Origin of the sequence: Providencia sp. PROV109 (genome assembly GCF_033681625.1) — a bacterium.
GTDB lineage: Bacteria > Pseudomonadota > Gammaproteobacteria > Enterobacterales > Enterobacteriaceae > Providencia > Providencia hangzhouensis.
Window position 1 is genome coordinate 3,864,394 of record NZ_CP096320.1, and the last position, 19,336, is coordinate 3,883,729.

Below are 19,336 nucleotides of genomic sequence, written 5' to 3' on the forward strand. Positions count from 1 at the left end.
CTATAAGTGTGGTCAATATAACAATTTTCATATTATCTATGACGTTTATTCGTCATTTATCACTAATTAAATATTATTTTTTAGCAGTTTTATTTCATATTAATAGTAAAAACCTTATTTATAAACACTCGATAAAACCTTACTTATAATTCGGAATAACAACCCCAACAAAGAATAATCTACCAACTTTCTTTATATTGATATGGAAGGCTATAATAGTAAAAAATCAATTCATGGAGTCACTATCATGTCAGTCATTGATCTTTGGGCAGAACGCCATATTCAAGAAGCTCTGAGTAAAGGGGAGCTTTCAAATTTAAATGGGGAGGGAAAAATGTTACAGCTTGAAGATGATAGTTTAGTTCCACCTGAACTTAGGGCTGGGTATCGAATATTAAAGAACTCGGGCTATTTACCCACTGAATTACAACAAAGGAAAGATGCACTAACGCTAAGCCATATGCTACAAGGTCTCTCTGTGGACGACCCCAATTATACGTCGGTGAGTAAGCAATTAGCTTTACTCGAACTAAAACTCAAACAAGCCAATGTAAATACTGATTTTTTACATGGCAACTATGCAAATTCAATTTCTGAACAAATAACCAATAAGTCAAATACCAAATAATGTAGGTAAGTCTTACAATAAATTAATCCATTATCCGTTTACTATTTATCTTAATCATTCTTCCTTTATTTTTCTTTGCTTGATTCGTTATTAAAAATGCCCCTTAATAGTCATATTAAGACTATTTACCTCTTTTTTATATGGTTATCCAAGTATTATCAATCCCTATTTTATACTTATTAATAAGCAAGAGATGGAAAATGGAACAGAAACAATATTCTAATAAATGGCAAGAACGTTTCGACTTTTTTGATAAGCATGGTGCTCCTGATACGCCTGAATTCAAAGCAGCGTTGAAAGCCGCCTCTTTCGGTAAACGTATTCTCATTAATATGAACATTTTTGCCTTCTTCTTCGGTATTATTTACTTCTTGATTTTAGGGCTGTGGAAGAAAGGGTTGGTGATGCTTGGTATCACTCTTGGGGTTGGTCTAGTTTTAAATATTATTGATTTTATGATTGGTGGAACGATCCCTAATGCCGTCTTTACAGGGGTATCTGTCGGTATGTCAGCGCTGTGGGCCATGGTTGCCAATTATGCTTACTATATTAAAGAAACCAAAGGATTGGACAACTGGAACCCATTTGAAGGGATCCGCATGGTCTAAGCTGTAAAAAGATAAAAATTGGCTGCGGGCGAGGTGGCTAATTTTTATCTGGCAACAAAGCTCCCCAAATAACCTACCGTAAGTGACTTCCCTGCAAACGATATTCATTCGGTGTTTTGCTATAAAATTGGCGAAATGCATGACTAAATGCCGAATGTGAGTCATAGCCCACCGCTAATGCAATTTGTTCTATTGATTTATTGGATAATAATAAGCGCCCTGCCGCTTCCATGCGTTTTTGTAATAGAAACTGCATCGCCGTTAACTGTGTTTCAGCCTTTATTTTTCGTTGAAGCGTACTCACTGACATACAAAAAGCCGTTGCCATATCTTCACAACTAATAGGATGGTGTAGACGCAGTTCCACCCATTGAGAAAGCTCATCAATCCATTTATTTTCAGGTTTTAACTGTGCCAACAATAGACGAGCAACCGTAAAATTATGTTCCGGAGCTTGTGGGAAGTTTTGCAACCAATTCAAAAGACCAATTGCGGCAGGTGTCAGAGTAAATTGCGTCATTTTTTCATTTAATGCCCATTGTGCTGTAGCAGGCATTTCTAATACGTAATTTTGATTTCCTAGCTGCCCGCTAAAAGCATGGCTCACACTAGGCGGGATCACGACCCCCTTTCCTGCATTTAACAGAAAATGTTGCCGGTACATATTAATTTCCATCTGCCCAGATAACGACAAAACGACTTGCCACTGCCCATCATGTTGATGAGAAATGACGTCGTTCGAATATTGGCGAAAATGAAGCTCAGGTAATCGCAAAGGGTTGCACTCCCACGGTCAATGAATAGCAAGAGTATAGGACTATAGGTGGTAATATTGCTATAGAGGAAGTGACTGGCCTATCTATCAAATTCATCAAAATAAAAATGTTTCAGCGGTTCCATTTGCTGGTGAAGAACTCGTATAACAAAGATATCTTTGGTTCTCTGCCGATAAAAAATGACATGCTTAGAATGATTATAACGCCTAATCCCCTCTGAAATTTCCGCACACTTCAGTCCTATCAAAGGATTGGAGCTCAACATTTCTAACGCACAATGTAAACTTTTAGTATACTCATCCGCTTTACTGACACCAAAATTCACCAAAGTATATTCAAATATTCCTTCAAAATCTTTAGCGGCTAAGTTAGAAAGTTTATACATTATGTGCGGTCTTCATTTTTTTGGCTATATCATGGAGTGTGAATGATGATTCACCGCTTTTTTCACCTTCTTCAATTAGCATCTTCAATGCAGCCGTTTGTTTTTCTTGAATTTCAAGTAAACGCAGTGCGGAGCGAACAACTTCACTTGTTGAACCATACCTTCCAGATGAAATCAGTTGATTTACAAATTCATCTAATTGCGTTCCGATTGTCACACTTGTGGTACGAGCCATAAGATCACCTTTGTGTTAATTATTAACACAATTATTTTAGTGGGTTATCACCATAAAATCAATCAATGTAGGCATTAGGCTAAAAGCGCCCCATTCGGCAAAGGTAAGTTAAATTCAGCAAGAACAATCGCCCCCTTTTCATCAGGTGCCCCCGTGATCAACACTTCCGATTTAATGCCTGCTATACGCTTGACTTCAAAGTTACACACACATAGTACCTGCTTACCAATCAAATCATCTGGCGTATAATTGACAGTGATCTGTGCGCTAGAGCGCTTAATACCCAATTCGCCTAAATCAACTTCCATAACATAAGCTGGCTTTTTGGCTTTACTGTTGACTTGTGCACTAACAATAGTCCCAACACGCATTTCAACACGGGTAAAATCATCCCATTCAATAATTTGCATAAATCCATTCCTAAATTAAATTACTTATGTGTAATAAATTAACATACAACAGACTTTGCGGTTTATCGCCAGAACGTCATTTTATGTAGCCAAACCACCACAGGGCTCAGATGATAAGCAAAAAATAACCCTCATAAAAATGAGGGCTAAAGATAAATAACAGAAAGTATGTTGAAGTACGGCGTTTTCTTTTTTACTACATCGTTGAAAATGTATTCATAATGATCCCACCAGTGATAATGAGGCCCATCGCAAATACTGCTGGGAAATCGGGTTTTTGTTTATATAAAATCATAGAAACGAGTGTCACACCGACAATACCAAACCCACACCATAATGAATAAGCCACACCGACTGGGATATAACCCATTGCACGGGTTAGTGCGAAATAACACAAGCAATAAGCAACAATGACTAATACAGATGGACCCAATTTGCTAAAGCTATTGGTCTTTTTTATCATTGAAGTACCCGTTATTTCAGAGCCAATAGAAAGCGCTAACCATAAAAATCCAGTAAACATAATATTCCCCTTAACTTTGAATTAATGAGCTGTGTTATTTTTTGTTGATAATAATGAAGACTCAGTTTCATCTTTAGATGGTTCAGTTTCTTCCGGATCATCGGAGCCCATTTTGGAGAATAGATTCATGATCACAATGCCACTCGCGATCACGGCCATACCGATCATCGCCGCAGTGTCTGGGTGTTGCCCATAAAATAGCATGCCGAGGGTAGAAACCATTAAGATCCCTGTACCTGACCATGTTGCATAAGCCAAACCAACAGGAATATATTTTACTGCCCGAGAAAGTGAATAGTAACAAATAACATATAGCACAACGATTAATGCCAATAATAATGATTTAGTCATACCTTCACTATTATCAAACATTTTTAAGGTCGATGTTGCTGAGGTTTCAGAAACAATAACCGCCAGCATCCAAAGCCATGACTTTGCTTTAGGGGACATAGATAATACTCCTACAATAAATAGAAAGATTAATTTTTAATTTGATTAAATAACTTTATTTTTTAAGAGACTTTAAATAATCGATTGCTGAATCTGTTAATTTATTTTCATTCGCGCAATACCCCCTAGGGTTATTCATTACTTCCTTTAAAGTAATATAGCGATTTGGATGTTCATCATTTATTTCAGGTTTTAAATTTTCAGTAATATCACGAATTAAAAATTTATTTTCTATTTCATTAAATGAATCAAAATAAACACCTAACTTGATTGCTTTAGTGATATTTTCTTTAATCAACTGATTATAATTTTCATTTTTATTTAAACCTAAAACCTGACTTAATTCACTTTCAGGGCAACAATGGTATTTCAGTGCCAATATCGGCATGTTTTGTGATAATGCATGAAAGACTAACTCACTTTCCTCACTCATAAACAAACCATTGGCTATCTCACCAACGACTTTTGCATCAATAAACGGTAAAAACAGGCTGTCATAATGATTTAAACTATTTATTGATAAGGTGCTTTTATTTATAACACTTCCCAATTCAGCCCATTTTTCAACATCAAAAGACTGGTGCATTGATGCGGTGGCATAAAAGGAAAAAGAAACAGAATCTAACTGTGCCAGTCTTTGGTAAATAGCTTGCTGATACCCCTCAACAGGCGATAGCACCACCAGAACTTGTCGCTTTAACTGACGTAAAACTTGCTGCACAATTCGCTCGATCAGTTTTTCGTTCATTCTGCCACCACTCCTTAGCCCGCGATAAATACGCTATCGTTATTGCGTAAGCCCGCGGCATTTGCTTCATCGGTATCAATATGAAACTCAAGAGAAAAGCGTTCATCCACTCTCACGACAACTTCATCAAACACTAAGCTGCGTTCACCTTCAGTACGGATATTCACCTTTTGCCCATTCACCACATTTAATGCTCTTGAGTCCATCACACTCATATGAATATGACGCTGAGCACAAATAACCTGCGACTCAAGATTGACATGCCCCGCTGGGCCAATCAGTAAAGCATTGCCTGAACCTGCCATGTCACCTGACTCTCTTACCGGCGCTTTTATACCAAGCGCAAAGCAGTCGGCCTTAGACACTTCTAATTGCGTTTTTGGGCGAACAGGCCCTAGTACTCTGACTTTGCTAATCGACCCTTTTGGTCCCACCACCATGACGCATTCTTTCGCCGCAAATTGCCCGGGCTGTTTTAAATCTTTAAATGGCGTCAGCTGATATCCTTGGCCAAACAAGGCTTCAACGTCCTGTTGTGAAAGATGAACATGGCGGTTAGATATTCCGACAGGGATAGCAATGTTGGAAACGCTGCCTTGTGCTGGTGTATAGGCTGAAAGCCGCTCCAATATTTTCCCCATTAATTGCTCATTCATCATGATTTTTTCCCTTTACGCGGGTCATTCTTGATGTCTTTCACATTGATATCGGTTTTAACTTCAACCACAGGCGCTTCTGTTTTAGCCTCAACAACCGCTTTTTCCACTAACTTTTCTGCTTTTACTTCTGGCTGAAGACTTTTCTCTAACTCACCTTTTTTACTTTTCACTGTTAGCAATTTACTGATTACGCTTTCTTCAGGCCGCGCAATCACTAATGAGCCGACGAGTAGCTGACTATTGGCGATCACTTCAATACCATGGTCAACTGCGGTGCGAACAGCACTGATTTCGCCTTGGAAACAAACGGATACCAGTCCAGAGCCGATTTTTCGATAACCTACAATTTCTACACTGGCGGCTTTACACGCCGCATCAGCAGCCTGTATTGCGGATGTCAGTCCCCGAGTTTCAATTACGCCTAAACTTTTCATCTGTCTCTCCTACTTAGTGACGAACCAGTCGAATATCGAAATCAAATTGTTTGAAGAATGCTTCAAGTTGGTCTAATTCTTCTGCACTATAGGTTGGGTCTTGCTTAACGGGATAAATCATATCCAGTTTGTCGTACTTACCGCGGCCCAACTGGTGATAAGGCAGAATATCGATGCGTTTTACATTGCCGCGTTTGGATAATTCCATCGCATAGTTAATCGCCCCTGTAATGGCATCAAACGAGTCGTTATAGCCACGAACTAATGGCATTCTGACAACCACGTTCGCGCCGAGATCAATCAATCTTTCGAGGTTGCGGCGAACATTTTCATTGCCAATACCGAATAGATTTTTATGCTGCGCAGTATCAATATGTTTAATGTCATAGAGGAATAGGTCGACAACTTCAGCTAACTTTTCATAGTTTTCTAACGATGTTGTACCTTGGGTTTCTATTGCGGTGTTGATCATCATTTTTTTACACTCACGCAGTAGAGCGACTGCAAAATCGGTTTGTAGGCTCATTTCGCCTCCACCGATTGTCACACCACCACCGGAAGAAATATAAAAATCATAATCTTGCATGATGATATCCATCATTTCGGCCACAGTGACATCTTTACCCATGATGTCTAATGCACCGCCAATGCATACTTCTTCACATTTACGGCAACCGATACAATCAATGCTGCGATTCACGCGGTGAATTTGCTCACCTTGCTCATTAATAGTTTTGTAGTGGATCCCTGTCGGGCAGACATCAACGCATTTCCCACAATTGACGCATTTATCGTGGGAAAACATCACTTGAAACTGGCTACTTAACCCTTCTGGGTTAGCGCACCATGGGCAACGAATATTGCACCCTTTTAAGAAAATCAGTGTTCGGATACCGTCGCCATCATAAATCGAGTATTTTTGGATATTAAATATCCGACCTTTAATCTCTGCCGCGCTCATCATTGCACCTCTAACACTATGTTTATAAATCAGAATTTATTATTGTTGTTATAAAATGGCAGGTATAAATTCATACCTGCCTACATGGGTTTAGAACTTCTCAATTACAGTACGGCTAATAATTTCATCTTGAACTTCTTTACAGAGTTCAACGAAGTAGGCGCTGTACCCCGCGACACGAACGATTAAATCACGGTATTTTTCAGGCTCTTGCTGGGCTTTTTTCAGCATTTCGTTATCGACATAGCTGAACTGCATTTGACCGTTTCCTAAGATAGACGCGGTTCTTAGCAAGGTGATTAAGCCGTGGCGGCCTTCTGGTGTGTCCAATAAGCCTTTTAAGAACTTAAAGTTATGCACCATGCCAATATTCATCGTTTCAACATTCATTTTGCTGATTGATTTAATGATGGCAGTTGGGCCTTGTTTATCCGCACCTTGTGTTGGGCTGATACCATCGGATAACGGCATCCACGCCAAGCGACCGTTGGCACTTGCTGCGGTTAACTCACCAATCGGCGTGTTGTTGGAGATGGATAAAGTTCCGTGACTCAGTGTTGAATACAACATGTCGTACTTACGACACTCACGCTCTGTCCACTCCGTAATATCGAGTGCGTATTGGTCAACATAGTCATCATCGTTACCAAATTTAGGCGCATTTAAGCAGTCACGGCGTAATTCGTCATAGCCTTCAAAGTTAGCTAATAATCCATCACGAATTTGCTCAAGGGTGTAGCGACCATCTTCATAAACCAATTTGCGAATCGCGACAATGGAGTCAACATAGGTTGCAAGACCAGAGAAAATCAGCCCTGGGCCGTGGTTGATCATCGCCCCACCCGCTGCAACGTCTTTCCCTTTTTCCATACAGCCTTCCACTAGCAAAGACATTAAGGGTTTTGGTGCCACATCACGGTGAACTCGCTGGCTGATAACGGTACCGATAGCGGATAAGCGAATAATATGAGCAATCTGCGCTTTCACTGCATTATCAAAGTCTTCGAATGTTTTCAGGTCACGTAAATCACCGGTATCTAAGCCTTGGTAGCTATCGAATAGCACCATGCGACCACGGTTTAATACAAACTCAATCGCGATTGGCCATTGGGTGTAACCAGTTGATGTCCATTGATAAATACGGCCTGATTTCTGTGGCTCAACACAGCCCATCAAGCAGTAATCACGCGCATCTTCAAAGTCAAAGCCTTTACGCAACATCATTTTGATGTGGGAATCGTCGAAGTGACAGGCAGGGAAGCCCATTCCGGCTTTCACGACATCAACGATTTTTTCCATGTATTTCTGTGGTGATTGGTTATGAATACGGCATGCCAACGATGGCTGATACACTTTGACGAAGCGAACCGCGTCCATAATTAAGTAAGTCAAATCGTTACAAGCATCACCACCAGAACGTTTTTGTCCACCCACCGTTAAGTTGATAAATGGCTGATAACCGGCAAAATATTTCGCACCCAGCTCACTCGACATCCACATTAACTCAGCACACTTGATGATAAACGCCTGCATCATTTCTAATGCTTGGTCTTGAGTTAAACGGCCTGTTTTGATGTCATTTTCATACATTGGGAAGCAATATTGGTCGAGACGTCCTAAAGAAAGACCTGTTTGGTTTTCTTCGATTTCAAACAGTGACTCAACAGTCCAAATGCTTTGTAATGCTTCTTGCAACGTCGCCGGTGGGTTCGCTGGCACGTTTTCATTGACTTGTGCGATAGTCAGCAATTCTTCGCGACGTTTTTGGTCTGACTCCAGCACGGCTAATTCACGAGCATGCGCAGCAATACGGTGTGAATACGCCACTACCCCTTCACAGGTTTCAATTGACGCTTTATAGAAATAAATACGGTCAATATCTTCTGGGTTTTCCATGCTTAACTCAGCCAGTTTCGCCTGAGCATCTGCTTTAATGCCATTCATTCCTTTGGTGAATAACAGCACGTCATAACCCGGACAAGTATCTCCACCACCGTTGATTTGGTGATAAGACAAATCACTGACAAACGTTTCACCGCTGAATTCCCATACCCCCGCTTCGCGGTATTGAGCCTCACAAATTTCATCCAATGAGCGCCCTTCCCAGAATGGCGCGATTTCCTCGCGGATCACTTTTTTGTCTTCTTCTGAGATAACAAATGGATCTTGTGGGCGCGTACTCATGGTATCGAGTTCTTCGACCACCCAGCGCCATGCGATATCTGGAGAGAAAGCACCCGCACGGGCTTTACCACATGGATGGCCTACAATCAGTTCTTCCGGCTGAATTAAGATTGGCGCAGTTTCACAAGCGCGGCGGAATGCTTTCGCACGCAATAGAATTGGCGGTAAACCAGGGTTATTTTTGACAACTTCAGTGAAGGCGAGTGCACGATAGATAGACACACTTGGGCGTGCTTCTAAGTAGCGGTTACGCAAGCGTTGTAAGCGAGGCGTTAACCCTTCCATCACTTTGAATTCAGTTTCCGCTTGTGCCGTTGGAGCAACATAGCTGGCATTTGGCGCGGCGTATTGCGGCTGAATGCTGTTTTTTCCGCAATATAAACGAACTTTTAAGCCGTTATTGATGACACTGATGTTTTCATGAGCAGATAACATCATAGCTGATAATTCGTTAATGCATACACGAGGGTCATTCAGATAAATACCGTCTTTTAATGCATCGAACATTGGGTAGCCATCGACTTGCTTGGTTGAGCGAACTTCAGAGAGCTCAGCCAGTTTCAACCATAAACTTTCTACAATCTCATAAGCTTGTGCTTGGGTTAAGCGGCCTTGTTCAATATCGCGTTGGTAGAATGGGTAAACTGCTTTATCGAACCCCATTGGGTTAACTGCATAACTGCCATTTTCTAAATGCAGGATAAGTTGCAGTAAATAGAACGCTTGGCAAGCTTCTTTGAATGTTTGTGCTGGTTTTGCTGGCACATTACGTAAAATTGCTGCGCTTTCTTGTAACTCTGCGCGACGGTATTGATTAGACTCTGCTGCTGCCATGCTCTCTGCTTTAGAAGCTAAAGCTTGCGCAAAATGGATAGCGGCATCACATGCGTAAATTGCCGAGCGGCAGTTATTCGCCTCATCAATACTATTACGGCTAACCGCACTGCCGATATTTCTAACTTTATTTTCTAATTGCGCTTTGATAGCTAAAAAACCGATGTTTAATACCGCTAAGTAATCGGGTGCATCAATGGCGCTATCGCCAGCTAAAAACGTATAAATGCTGTGGCTGTTGATTTCATTTTCAGTATGGAAAATCGCCCCACGAGGCGTTGATGATTGGCTACCAATAATCAACTCATCTTGGGCAATAAATGCAGGAAAATGACGGATAAATTCATAAAAACGTTGTGCAGGTTTAATCGCCTGCGGTGCGCCAGACAGTTGGTTGCCAAGCGCTTCTAAAATATTGGCACGTTCAGTAATAATTGAGCTATTGCGGGCACTTAAGCGTTCAGCCAGCATTTTTACGCGTGGGGTCAAAGCATATTTATTCATGTTAGCCTATCCTGATGTTCTTTCTAGTTTGTTGTTCATCACATAAAAGCGTTAACTGTTAAAAAGACTGTCTATACAGCACTTCCAGTTGCACCTTGCTCACATCCCGTGGATTGGTCGGAGTGCAACTATCGCGCAGTGCTTGCCCAACCATTTCCCCTAAACGGGCGTTAAAATCGAATTCATTAATACCGGTTGCTTGAATGCCTTTTGGCATATTCATTTCATCTTTCAATACGTTGATTGCCATAATTAAGCTCTCAACGCCTTCACGTATTGTTGAAGCAGGTAAATTCAAGTTTCTTGCAAGACTCGCGTAACGTTTCGCGGCTTCGCTATCACAGCGGCCTTCAAAATCCGCATTGAAAGCCACGACTTGAGCCATCAATAAGGCATTGGCACGACCATGTGGAATATGAAATACGCCGCCTAATGCATGGGCTAAGCTGTGAGTTATCCCAAGTGATGCGTTAGTAAAGGCCATACCGGCAATACATGAAGCGTTGTGCATTTTTTCGCGTGCCACTAAGTTGCTACCGTCGCGATAACAATCAATTAAGTGACCAAAAACCAATTGCACTGCTTTTTCTGCTAAGGCATCCGAAAAATCAGATGCGGTGCGAGAAACATACGCTTCCAGTGCATGACACAGCACGTCCATACCTGTATCTGCAGTAATCGAAGCTGGTACGGATTTCACCAGTACAGGGTCTAAAATGGCGACATCTGGCAGCATGAATTCGTCAACTAAAACCAACTTTTCAGACTGTGACTTGATGACTGAAAATGAAGTCACCTCTGAACCCGTCCCACTGGTGGTTGGGATCGCGATAAACTGCGGTTTGACTCGATTGACGTTTTTTCTGGTGTGCCAGAGGGAGTAAATAACAGCTTTCGCAGCATCAATCACCGACCCACCACCGAGTGCAATCACCACATCTGGATATTGCATATCCATGATTTTCATACCCTTAACGATGGCCGAAATATCAGGATCTGGCAGCACGTCATCGTAAATCGAAAATGTGGCACCACTTTGGGTTAGCCTGCGAGTGACTTCATCAGCTAAGCCAAACTTCACCATCGCTTTGTCAGTGACGATAAAGGCATGGTGAGCACTCATTTGTGAGATAAAATCCAATGCGTTAGCACCGAATTGGACTTTAGGTTTAATCAAAAACTGGTTCATGCTGTTTTTACTCCTTGGTATAAACCTTCTCAACAATGGCAACCACTGACATGGCTTTGTAATTGTCTTTATTCAAAGCGAAGTAAGCTTCAGCTAACACAATGTCGTTAATACCTGCGCCAACACTGTCGACTGCCACATACGTTTTGTTTTTCAACGGTTCAAGGTCATCCCCTAGCTTGGTAACCATTAATAAGTTACTGCCGCTAAGTTCTTGGCATTTCTGCGTTGCAACAACATGTCCGACTACCTTTGCGAGGATCATGGTTTATACCGCCTTATTCCAATGAGTTACTTATTTAGGCGTCCGAGAACAGCCTTGATGATTTGCTCAACATTTTCTTCAGTGATGTCACCTTGAGAAACCACCGCCTCAGCAGTCGCAGCCGTTGTTACAGTGCTGCCAAATCGGTTATCGCCAGTTGGGTTAGCCGCGGCTGGTGATGCTGCCGTAACAGGGTTACGGAAACGGTTGTCATCAAAAATACTCACTTGCGGTTGATTTACCGAAGTTGATGCTGTTGGCTGTGCAGGTGCACAAGGCTGAGCTGGCTGTCTTAAATCATCAATGGAACGTACGCCATAACCGACTTTACGGATGTTCAGCAAGTTCATCGGGCCGACGTTATCTGAACTAGAACCGCCACCAACTGCCCCACAACCGAGCGTTAAAGCAGGTGTGATATTGGTCGTTGCACCAATTCCGCCCAGTGCCGCTGGTGTATTGATCAAAATACGATTGACGGGTTTTTCCAGAGAGAATTGACGAATAACATCTTCGTTCTGCGTATGGATCACCAAGGTATGACCGAGGCCTTCGTTGGTCAGTAAGTCAACCACACGATGGCAAGCTGACTGCCAATCTTCCTCGATATACATCCCTAAAATTGGGCATAATTTTTCGCGGGAGTATGGGTTTTTCGGTGATACGGTGTCTTGTAAAGCAATCAACACACGTGTGTTAGCCGGAACAGTGAAGCCTGCACGTTGACTCAGTGTGATAGCATCTTTACCAACGACTTCAGGGTTGATAGTACCGTTCGCTCTAAGCAACATGGATGCCATGCGTTTCGCTTCATCTTCATTCATGAAGTAAGCGCCTTGAGCGAGCAGTTCACGATGAACTTCGTTGTAAATGCAGCGTTCTACAATGATCGATTGTTCTGAAGCACAAATAACACCATTATCAAAAGTTTTACTGGTGATGATGTCACTCACCGCTTGCTTGATATTGGCACTACGTTCAATAAATGCAGGGCCATTACCTGGACCACCGCTGATGGTTGGTGTACCGGATGCGTAAGCAGCGCGTACCATGCCTTCACCTCCCGTTGCCAAAATTAAAGAAACGTCTTTGCTGTGCATCAGCTCTTTCGTTGCTTCAAGAGTTAGCATCGTGACGCCATCGACAATTCCTGCTGGCGCACCCGCTTCTAATGCGGCTTTTTTGACAATTTCTAATGTGCGGAAACTGCAAGCTTTGGCATTTGGATGAGGGGAAAAGACAATGGCATTACCCGCCTTCAAGGCAATCAACGTTTTGTAGATGATGGTAGATGTTGGATTAGTAGAAGGAACTAACGCCGTGATCACACCAAGAGGAACCCCCACATCCATGACTTTGTTGACTTTGTCATCATTAATGATGCCAACGGTTTTGAGATCTTTAATGTGTTCATAAACACGCATTGAAGCAAAAGTGTTTTTCAGGACTTTATCTTGCCACTTACCGAACCCAGTCTCTTCATTGGCCATTTTTGCCAGCTCTTCTGCATGAAGTGCGGACTCAATTGCAATGTGTTTAACGATATTATCGATTTTTTCCTGCGAAAATGTCGCAAACTCTTTCTGCGCTTGTTTCGCGTTTCTAACTAGCTCTCTTGCCAGTTGTCTGGATTGCAGATCTTTGTCTAATGCAACCATGTCTTCCCCCGTATCGGAGCCAAAATTAATTCATTAACTTGTCGTGTGATTGGCTTTATCAGCCAATTACTTAGGCTTTGTGTTGCTGTGCAATTTTGCCAATATCGTTGTGTGGTCTCGCAATCACGCGTGAAGTCACCACGGTTCCGATACGTTTTGCAGCCTCAACACCTGACTCAACCGCTGCGTTAACGGCACCGACATCGCCTTTAACCATCGCTGTTACCAGACCTGAGCCAACATTTTCATAACCGATTAACTCAACATTTGCGGCTTTACACATGGCATCAGCAGCTTCAATACAAGCCACTAAACCTTTGGTTTCAATTAGACCAAGTGCTTCTTTCATAAGTAATTTCCTGTTTTATTCCGTGACTTTATACTGGGCGACGATTTTCTGAATATCACTATGAGGACGAGCGATAACCAGTGATGTCACGACGGTGCCAATACGAGAGGCGGATTCAACACCTGAATCCACGGCAGCTTTCACCGCACCTACATCGCCTTTGACCATGGCGGTAACTAAACCTGACCCAACATTTTCATAACCAATCAGCACAACATTTGCGGCTTTACACATCGAATCTGCAGCTTCAATACAAGCCACTAACCCTTGAGTTTCAATAAGACCTAATGCGTCACCCATGTTTTTTCCTCCGGAAAAAGTTATGCCTTATGCTTAATAACGATTTTATTGATATCGTTGTGTGGACGAGCAATGACTAGTGAAGTCACAACTTCACCAACACGCTGTGCTGATTCAACACCTGAATCGACGGCTGCCTTGACTGCTCCGACATCGCCTTTAACCATTGCAGTAACGAGGCCTGAACCGACATTTTCGTAACCAATTAGCTCTACATTCGCCGCTTTGCACATCGCATCAGCCGCTTCGATACAAGCCACCAGACCTTTTGTTTCAATAAGACCTAATGCATCACCCATTGTTGTTTCCTCCGAGAAGCCTTCTTTATTTTTCTTTACCTTCGATATTCCAAGCTAATGTGTCCGAGTACATGTCCCTTGAAATATCTGGGTAATCATTTACGCCAATGGTGTCTGCGCGGTGATCTATTGAACGCAGCCTTTGGCTTCAAACTCACTATAGAACCGAAAAATAAAAACAAAATATAAATCCACAAAACGACAATATTTAGTCTTTTAACCTGAAAATTAGAGTAATTAATTAAGCTATTTACATATTCATACTGAAAAAATTAAAAATTCACGCATCTGTGTTGCAGATAAAAATGGGCTAAATAAAGATTTAGCGTTAGCTAGGTAGATTGTTAATAAAATATTATTGAGCTGATAAAGGGAGGTAATTTGTGAAATGATAACTGTGGGTCTGCTCACTCGGTTATAAGCTTTGCCTACATCAGATATCCGCGAGTTAGGTTCTAACCAAGAGATAGTCTACCTGTCATGATGTCAATTTATAGCTAAATTGAGGATATTGCAGTTTGTGAATACCACAGCAGGGAATACAACAAAATAGGAAATAAAAGGAAGTGGGATTGTCAGTTAACGATGAAGTGAACGGCTTCACCGCTAAGCTTATTTATTTAATGAGAACTGAATTAATCAAATTTGCTGCCAGGCTTTAACGTGCAGATATAAAGTGGAGAGTTAATTGAACTGAGTAATAAAGCTTTGTCATTGAGCTTTTGGGCATTAAGAAATAGCCCGTCATGGCTATCTGACATTTCTCGCATAAAGTAATCAAATATCACATCTGGTGATTCATCAATAGAAGAAGCACTTGCTTCCCATTGACTGATATTATAATGGCGCTCTGTGGGAGAAACTCGTTTTGTTGTATAACTAAATTTCACATAGCGCTGTAAGTACAACCAGCCCGCTTTAGAATCGGTATATCCTTCAACAACGATGGCTCCTTTGCCATTGGCACCAAAATTGAAATGAATATTGCCATTAACGTTTTCATCCTGCATATTTTCAAAACGCATAATGCCTTTTGTCGAGCACATTAATAAACCATCTTGTTTATTGGAAAGTAAGACCGATTGAGTGTAAATCACAACAATAATAAATAGCAAAAAGCTCAGTAAGCATAATACTTTTCCTGATATCTTCATGATGGTTTCCAAGAATAGTAAAAGTAATTATCGCAATAGCTAAATGGGTTATCTTCATTTACTGCACAATGCGCAAGAAATACTCGACCCAATCCATTAGTCTGCAATTTATCTCCATAGAAAAAAACAAACCGTTCTTTCTCGGCACAGGCTAAATTTAAGTTATTTCTAACCTTATCAAAATTTTGTACATAGTTTAGTGCGACAGAGTTATTGATCATTTTTTCATTCGATAGCACATCACAATTAGTGTGCTCAAGTACTGTCATCTTAATCGGTACTGACGGCTGGTTTGATAAATAAGCCATGACCGCGAGTAAAACGGAACACAGTAAAAAGACACCGCTAGCGAGATACCAACAGATTTCTTTTTTTTCTGGTGTCAATGTTGATTCTATTTTTTTGAGGTCTACAGGCTCAGAGATAGGTTTGGGAATTGGAGATAAAACAACCTTAGCCTCTTCTATTTCACTTAAGCTAGGGATTAACTCAGAGGGAGGAATTTTAATATCATCAATTAATTCAAGTGAAACATCTGAATTAAACTCTAATCGCCCCCTCGCCACCGTCACAATAATATTTTCAATACCATATGGACGAAATGCTTTTCTTAATATACTTAGATATTGGTTTAAATTACTGTTCGATGAAACTAATCCATTATCATCCCATACCGCTTTTAACACCTCATCTCGGGAAACAACACCTCTGTGTTGAATAAAATAAAACAACAACGCATTAGCCGTTATCGACAGTTGTGCATCCACCTCATCTTCTTTTAAAGATAAAGTGCCATCAACTGCATCATATAGAATGAAAGCATTGATTTTATATTTCACTGTCGCCTCATGTGCTTATTTTATGAATAAAATTGCACTATCATTACCACTATTATTTTTACTTACGTGCTATTTTTACTTATGGAATTTGTTCAAATGATATTGTCGTTAGCCGACTAACAATCGCATCACGTTCTTGCTGTGATAACGTTTCTCCCTCAGTCAATGACGAAAGCCACAACCCATCAGCCGCATAACGCACTAACGCGCCTAAATAACTGTTATCGAACTCATCCCCCTTTTCCAAATGGTTGGTTACCCAATCTCGCCAGCACTGACGTAACACTGGCTCAGTTGGCATAGCCAAAGACAATAACGCGAGCTGAAAACTTTCATCAGATTCTTTTAACTCACCAATATAGTGCAAATAAGCACGAGAAAAACGCCCATAGGGATTTGGGTCATTATCCATAATGGTATGTATTCTCTCATCCATAATCCCCAGCAATTGCACAAACAGTGCATGAATAAGCTCTTGCTTCGTTGGGAAGTGGTGCATTAACCCGCCTTTGCTAACACCCGCTTCCCTTGCCACTGCATTAAGTGAGAGTGAAGAGATCCCTTCTCTGCCAGCAATAATACGAGCAGCTTTCAGTAACTCCACTTGAAGCTTAATGGGATCTTTTTTTCTATGCTGAGCAGATTTATTCATGCAATGAATGATACCGACCAGTCGGTATGTTTCATTTTGACTAAAATCAAGTAACCCTGATTTGTTCATGGGTAAATCTAAATAGTGGAAGAGGACTCACAATATCGAATTATGACAAGTTGTAACCCCATAATTAATTTAAAAATATCAAATATTTTTGATATTTAGTTATCTATTTTAATTTCACTTAGTTTTGCACATCCTCAGATTATGATGTTTAATAGTGAGAGTGGAACAATTCTCTATTCAATAAATAACGGTTTGCAGTATTCCTAATTAACTCCCCGTGAAAGAGGTTTTATCATGTCAAATCAATACAATATTGGTGTCATTGTGGGTAGTTTGCGCGCTGATTCATATAATTTAGTTGTCGCTAAAGCCATGACTAAATTATTCCCCACAAATTTCACGTTTAAATTTATCAATATTGGTGAACTCCCTCTCTATAACCAAGATGCAGACCAAAATGTGTCTCCTGTTGTGGCTAATTTCAAATCTCAAATTAAAGCCTGTGATGGCATTATTTTCGCCACCCCAGAATATAACCGTTCAATGCCTGGCGTATTGAAAAATGCGATTGACCAAGGCTCTCGCCCATGGGGAGATAATTCATGGGATGGCATCCCTGCTGGAGTACTAGGGGTATCTATTGGCAATATTAGTACGGCTATTGCACAACAACATTTGCGTAATAGCTTGGCATTTTTGAATATGCCGACAATGAACCAACCAGAGTGCTATTTGAAGTGGTATGAAGGAATGGTTGATGAACAAGGTAATATTTCACCCAAAAGTAAAGATTTCCTACAACCGTGGGCAGATACCTTTGTGAAGTTTGTTGGTCATAATGCCAAACGTTAGCCATTAAAAAAGGCATCACAATCGTGATGCCTGAGGTTGTTGACAAAGCGGGATAAAAGCGTGGTTTTTCCCACTTTGTGTTATCAGCCGAAAATCAATAAATTGATTTTCCTAATTTATTTTCAAAACCTATTCGACTTGCCGCCAAACATAATATGTTTGGCGGCAGTCTGAGGCATCACAATCGTGATGCCTTTTTATTATCTTCAAACCCTATTTAGCTTGCGACTAAAACAATAATTAACGTCCTGCTTTTAGCTTTTGGAAATACTCTTCATAAATAATATTGGTATTCCCCACATCACTTTGCCATTCGCCTTTTTGCAGAACTTCTTCACTTGGGTAAAGTGATGGGTCATTAGCAATTTCAGCAGGTAATAATTTTTTAGCTTCTAAATTTGGTGTTGGGTAACCAATAGATTCAGCCACTTGAGCTGCAATTTCTGGACGCAATAAGAAATTAATTAACTTATGGGCCCCTTCCACATTTTTGGCGTTAGCAGGAATAGCTAAGCTATCCATCCAGAAAATCCCACCTTCTTTTGGCCACACCACTTCAATCGGTAAGCCAGCTTGCCGCGCGACGAATGCAGAGCCATTCCACAACATTCCCACATCAACCTCACCTTCAATAAATGGTGTTGCTGGGTTGTCAGAGTTAAAGGCTAAAATATTTGGGCGTAATTTTTGCAGCTCTTTATACGCCTCTTCAATTTGTTTCGGATCAGTCGTATTACCTGAATAACCTAATTTAGTGAGCGCAACTTGGAAAACTTCCCGTGCATCATCCATCATCAGCAAGCTATTTTTATACTCAGGTTTCCAAAAATCCGCCCACGAGGTGACAGACTGTGGGTCAACAGCTTCACCATTAATACCTATCCCTGTCGCACCCCAAATATAAGGCACTGAATAATCATTATTCGGGTCAAATTCTTTATGGATTAAGTTTGGGTCAAGGTTTTTAAAATTGGTTAATTTGCTTTGATCAATCTTTTGTAGCATTCCTTCTTTACTCATTTTGGCAATAAAATAAGTAGAAGGCACCACCAAGTCATAAGCCCCTTCTTTATAGGTCTTTAACTTGGTATACATGCTTTCGTTTGATTCATAGGTGGAGTAAATCACCTTGATGCCCGTTTCTTTGGTAAATTGCTCTAATAAACCGGGGGGAACATATTCTGTCCAGTTATAGAAATACAGTACGTCTTTGTTATCGTCAGCGGCAGTTGCCGTGCCAATACTTGCAGCCATTAACCCTGCTGCCAGTAGATAGGACCATTTTTTCATTACTGAGTTTCCCTCAACAAAGTGTTTTTATCCCTTAATGCATCAAGTAACCACTTGAATTATTTAGGGTATATATCTTATAGGCTAAATAAAGCCCACCCTCTCGCCGTATGGCATCAAAAAGGCGCTGTTATAGAAAAA

General features: G+C 40.9%; 24 protein-coding genes. 3 read left to right on the forward strand and 21 right to left on the reverse strand.

Translation table 11 applies throughout. From position 1 onward, the window contains the following. Positions 1 to 247 precede the first annotated feature (247 nt). The gene (locus M1F25_RS17880) at positions 248 to 628 is read left to right on the forward strand and encodes a DUF1992 domain-containing protein (protein ID WP_181488670.1); all 381 of its coding nucleotides are present in this window, start codon (positions 248 to 250) and stop codon (positions 626 to 628) included. Between the two features lie 200 nt (positions 629 to 828). After that, positions 829 to 1,236 (forward strand): DUF2628 domain-containing protein, encoded by a 408-nt coding sequence (locus tag M1F25_RS17885; protein WP_036958052.1) that lies wholly within the window; start codon positions 829 to 831, stop codon positions 1,234 to 1,236. A 73-nt stretch (positions 1,237 to 1,309) separates the two neighbouring features. Here the strand turns inward: M1F25_RS17885 and M1F25_RS17890 are convergent, their stop codons facing one another. The 20 genes from M1F25_RS17890 to M1F25_RS17985 all read right to left on the reverse strand — a co-directional run bounded on the left by M1F25_RS17890 (position 1,310) and on the right by M1F25_RS17985 (position 17,044). Next, complete coding sequence (locus M1F25_RS17890) at positions 1,310 to 2,011, reverse strand: helix-turn-helix domain-containing protein (RefSeq protein ID WP_036958053.1); 702 nt, start codon at positions 2,009 to 2,011, stop codon at positions 1,310 to 1,312. A gap of 80 nt (positions 2,012 to 2,091) precedes the next feature. Then, a complete protein-coding gene (locus M1F25_RS17895) occupies positions 2,092 to 2,397 on the reverse strand; it encodes a type II toxin-antitoxin system RelE/ParE family toxin (protein ID WP_047757257.1) in 306 nt (101 codons plus the stop codon). After that, on the reverse strand, positions 2,390 to 2,632 hold the full coding sequence (locus tag M1F25_RS17900; protein ID WP_094961552.1) for a type II toxin-antitoxin system ParD family antitoxin: 243 nt from the start codon (positions 2,630 to 2,632) through the stop codon (positions 2,390 to 2,392). The genes M1F25_RS17895 and M1F25_RS17900 overlap by 8 nt, the downstream gene beginning before the upstream one ends. A 74-nt stretch (positions 2,633 to 2,706) precedes the next feature. Further along, positions 2,707 to 3,042 carry a tRNA-binding protein gene (locus tag M1F25_RS17905; RefSeq protein WP_110591171.1) on the reverse strand — a complete coding sequence of 112 codons (336 nt, stop codon included), beginning with the start codon at positions 3,040 to 3,042 and terminating at the stop codon, positions 2,707 to 2,709. A 196-nt stretch (positions 3,043 to 3,238) separates the two neighbouring features. Then, positions 3,239 to 3,565 carry a DMT family transporter gene (locus M1F25_RS17910; protein WP_004259019.1) on the reverse strand — a complete coding sequence of 109 codons (327 nt, stop codon included), beginning with the start codon at positions 3,563 to 3,565 and terminating at the stop codon, positions 3,239 to 3,241. A 21-nt stretch (positions 3,566 to 3,586) separates the two neighbouring features. After that, positions 3,587 to 4,015, reverse strand: coding sequence for a DMT family transporter (locus M1F25_RS17915; protein ID WP_004259023.1), 429 nt, complete (start codon positions 4,013 to 4,015; stop codon positions 3,587 to 3,589). 55 nt (positions 4,016 to 4,070) lie between these two features. Then, positions 4,071 to 4,763: a hypothetical protein gene (locus M1F25_RS17920; protein WP_004259027.1), complete on the reverse strand. Its 693-nt coding sequence runs from the start codon at positions 4,761 to 4,763 to the stop codon at positions 4,071 to 4,073. A gap of 14 nt (positions 4,764 to 4,777) precedes the next feature. Then, positions 4,778 to 5,422, reverse strand: a complete 645-nt coding sequence (locus M1F25_RS17925; protein ID WP_004259030.1) for a phosphate propanoyltransferase — start codon at positions 5,420 to 5,422, stop codon at positions 4,778 to 4,780. Next, positions 5,419 to 5,856: a BMC domain-containing protein gene (locus tag M1F25_RS17930; RefSeq protein ID WP_047757251.1), complete on the reverse strand. Its 438-nt coding sequence runs from the start codon at positions 5,854 to 5,856 to the stop codon at positions 5,419 to 5,421. Before M1F25_RS17930 ends, M1F25_RS17925 begins: the two co-directional genes overlap by 4 nt. A gap of 13 nt (positions 5,857 to 5,869) precedes the next feature. Continuing rightward, a complete protein-coding gene (gene cutD, locus M1F25_RS17935) occupies positions 5,870 to 6,820 on the reverse strand; it encodes a choline TMA-lyase-activating enzyme (RefSeq protein ID WP_004259033.1) in 951 nt (316 codons plus the stop codon). Positions 6,821 to 6,907: 87 nt separating this feature from the next. Beyond that, positions 6,908 to 10,339 carry a choline trimethylamine-lyase gene (gene cutC / locus M1F25_RS17940; protein ID WP_004259038.1) on the reverse strand — a complete coding sequence of 1,144 codons (3,432 nt, stop codon included), beginning with the start codon at positions 10,337 to 10,339 and terminating at the stop codon, positions 6,908 to 6,910. 58 nt (positions 10,340 to 10,397) lie between these two features. After that, complete coding sequence (locus M1F25_RS17945) at positions 10,398 to 11,528, reverse strand: 1-propanol dehydrogenase PduQ (RefSeq protein ID WP_181488672.1); 1,131 nt, start codon at positions 11,526 to 11,528, stop codon at positions 10,398 to 10,400. Positions 11,529 to 11,535: 7 nt separating this feature from the next. Continuing rightward, positions 11,536 to 11,793, reverse strand: a complete 258-nt coding sequence (locus M1F25_RS17950) for a EutN/CcmL family microcompartment protein (protein ID WP_004259057.1) — start codon at positions 11,791 to 11,793, stop codon at positions 11,536 to 11,538. Between the two features lie 26 nt (positions 11,794 to 11,819). Next, complete coding sequence (locus tag M1F25_RS17955) at positions 11,820 to 13,451, reverse strand: acetaldehyde dehydrogenase (acetylating) (RefSeq protein ID WP_110591169.1); 1,632 nt, start codon at positions 13,449 to 13,451, stop codon at positions 11,820 to 11,822. A 70-nt stretch (positions 13,452 to 13,521) separates the two neighbouring features. Next, positions 13,522 to 13,800, reverse strand: a complete 279-nt coding sequence (locus tag M1F25_RS17960) for a BMC domain-containing protein (protein WP_004259063.1) — start codon at positions 13,798 to 13,800, stop codon at positions 13,522 to 13,524. A gap of 15 nt (positions 13,801 to 13,815) precedes the next feature. Beyond that, positions 13,816 to 14,100, reverse strand: a complete 285-nt coding sequence (locus M1F25_RS17965; protein ID WP_004259066.1) for a BMC domain-containing protein — start codon at positions 14,098 to 14,100, stop codon at positions 13,816 to 13,818. 20 nt (positions 14,101 to 14,120) lie between these two features. Then, a complete protein-coding gene (locus tag M1F25_RS17970; protein ID WP_004249182.1) occupies positions 14,121 to 14,399 on the reverse strand; it encodes a BMC domain-containing protein in 279 nt (92 codons plus the stop codon). A 635-nt stretch (positions 14,400 to 15,034) separates the two neighbouring features. After that, a complete protein-coding gene (locus tag M1F25_RS17975; RefSeq protein WP_004259073.1) occupies positions 15,035 to 15,553 on the reverse strand; it encodes a FidL-like protein in 519 nt (172 codons plus the stop codon). Next, entirely contained in the window at positions 15,550 to 16,392 is an 843-nt protein-coding gene (locus M1F25_RS17980) for a transcriptional regulator (protein WP_165880772.1), read from the reverse strand. Before M1F25_RS17980 ends, M1F25_RS17975 begins: the two co-directional genes overlap by 4 nt. Positions 16,393 to 16,471: 79 nt before the next feature. Then, the gene (locus tag M1F25_RS17985) at positions 16,472 to 17,044 is read right to left on the reverse strand and encodes a TetR/AcrR family transcriptional regulator (RefSeq protein WP_036958231.1); all 573 of its coding nucleotides are present in this window, start codon (positions 17,042 to 17,044) and stop codon (positions 16,472 to 16,474) included. A gap of 303 nt (positions 17,045 to 17,347) precedes the next feature. Here M1F25_RS17985 and M1F25_RS17990 point away from each other — a divergent pair, with 303 nt between their 5' ends. Then, positions 17,348 to 17,905 carry an NADPH-dependent FMN reductase gene (locus tag M1F25_RS17990; RefSeq protein WP_094961559.1) on the forward strand — a complete coding sequence of 186 codons (558 nt, stop codon included), beginning with the start codon at positions 17,348 to 17,350 and terminating at the stop codon, positions 17,903 to 17,905. Positions 17,906 to 18,145: 240 nt separating this feature from the next. Here M1F25_RS17990 and potD read toward each other — a convergent pair whose 3' ends face one another. Beyond that, complete coding sequence (gene potD / locus M1F25_RS17995) at positions 18,146 to 19,195, reverse strand: spermidine/putrescine ABC transporter substrate-binding protein PotD (RefSeq protein ID WP_094961560.1); 1,050 nt, start codon at positions 19,193 to 19,195, stop codon at positions 18,146 to 18,148. Positions 19,196 to 19,336: the final 141 nt, after the last annotated feature.

What these genes read in the sequence shown, in the direction of transcription:
- M1F25_RS17880 (WP_181488670.1), top strand. Translation starts at nt 248, where the DNA reads ATGTCAGTCATTGATCTTTGGGCAGAACGCCATATTCAAGAAGCTCTG.
- M1F25_RS17885 (WP_036958052.1), top strand. Translation starts at nt 829, where the DNA reads ATGGAACAGAAACAATATTCTAATAAATGGCAAGAACGTTTCGACTTT.
- M1F25_RS17895 (WP_047757257.1), bottom strand. Translation starts at nt 2,397, where the DNA reads ATGTATAAACTTTCTAACTTAGCCGCTAAAGATTTTGAAGGAATATTT.
- M1F25_RS17900 (WP_094961552.1), bottom strand. Translation starts at nt 2,632, where the DNA reads ATGGCTCGTACCACAAGTGTGACAATCGGAACGCAATTAGATGAATTT.
- M1F25_RS17905 (WP_110591171.1), bottom strand. Translation starts at nt 3,042, where the DNA reads ATGCAAATTATTGAATGGGATGATTTTACCCGTGTTGAAATGCGTGTT.
- M1F25_RS17910 (WP_004259019.1), bottom strand. Translation starts at nt 3,565, where the DNA reads ATGTTTACTGGATTTTTATGGTTAGCGCTTTCTATTGGCTCTGAAATA.
- M1F25_RS17915 (WP_004259023.1), bottom strand. Translation starts at nt 4,015, where the DNA reads ATGTCCCCTAAAGCAAAGTCATGGCTTTGGATGCTGGCGGTTATTGTT.
- M1F25_RS17920 (WP_004259027.1), bottom strand. Translation starts at nt 4,763, where the DNA reads ATGAACGAAAAACTGATCGAGCGAATTGTGCAGCAAGTTTTACGTCAG.
- M1F25_RS17925 (WP_004259030.1), bottom strand. Translation starts at nt 5,422, where the DNA reads ATGATGAATGAGCAATTAATGGGGAAAATATTGGAGCGGCTTTCAGCC.
- M1F25_RS17930 (WP_047757251.1), bottom strand. Translation starts at nt 5,856, where the DNA reads ATGAAAAGTTTAGGCGTAATTGAAACTCGGGGACTGACATCCGCAATA.
- cutD (WP_004259033.1), bottom strand. Translation starts at nt 6,820, where the DNA reads ATGATGAGCGCGGCAGAGATTAAAGGTCGGATATTTAATATCCAAAAA.
- cutC (WP_004259038.1), bottom strand. Translation starts at nt 10,339, where the DNA reads ATGAATAAATATGCTTTGACCCCACGCGTAAAAATGCTGGCTGAACGC.
- M1F25_RS17945 (WP_181488672.1), bottom strand. Translation starts at nt 11,528, where the DNA reads ATGAACCAGTTTTTGATTAAACCTAAAGTCCAATTCGGTGCTAACGCA.
- M1F25_RS17950 (WP_004259057.1), bottom strand. Translation starts at nt 11,793, where the DNA reads ATGATCCTCGCAAAGGTAGTCGGACATGTTGTTGCAACGCAGAAATGC.
- M1F25_RS17955 (WP_110591169.1), bottom strand. Translation starts at nt 13,451, where the DNA reads ATGGTTGCATTAGACAAAGATCTGCAATCCAGACAACTGGCAAGAGAG.
- M1F25_RS17960 (WP_004259063.1), bottom strand. Translation starts at nt 13,800, where the DNA reads ATGAAAGAAGCACTTGGTCTAATTGAAACCAAAGGTTTAGTGGCTTGT.
- M1F25_RS17965 (WP_004259066.1), bottom strand. Translation starts at nt 14,100, where the DNA reads ATGGGTGACGCATTAGGTCTTATTGAAACTCAAGGGTTAGTGGCTTGT.
- M1F25_RS17970 (WP_004249182.1), bottom strand. Translation starts at nt 14,399, where the DNA reads ATGGGTGATGCATTAGGTCTTATTGAAACAAAAGGTCTGGTGGCTTGT.
- M1F25_RS17975 (WP_004259073.1), bottom strand. Translation starts at nt 15,553, where the DNA reads ATGAAGATATCAGGAAAAGTATTATGCTTACTGAGCTTTTTGCTATTT.
- M1F25_RS17985 (WP_036958231.1), bottom strand. Translation starts at nt 17,044, where the DNA reads ATGAATAAATCTGCTCAGCATAGAAAAAAAGATCCCATTAAGCTTCAA.
- M1F25_RS17990 (WP_094961559.1), top strand. Translation starts at nt 17,348, where the DNA reads ATGTCAAATCAATACAATATTGGTGTCATTGTGGGTAGTTTGCGCGCT.
- potD (WP_094961560.1), bottom strand. Translation starts at nt 19,195, where the DNA reads ATGAAAAAATGGTCCTATCTACTGGCAGCAGGGTTAATGGCTGCAAGT.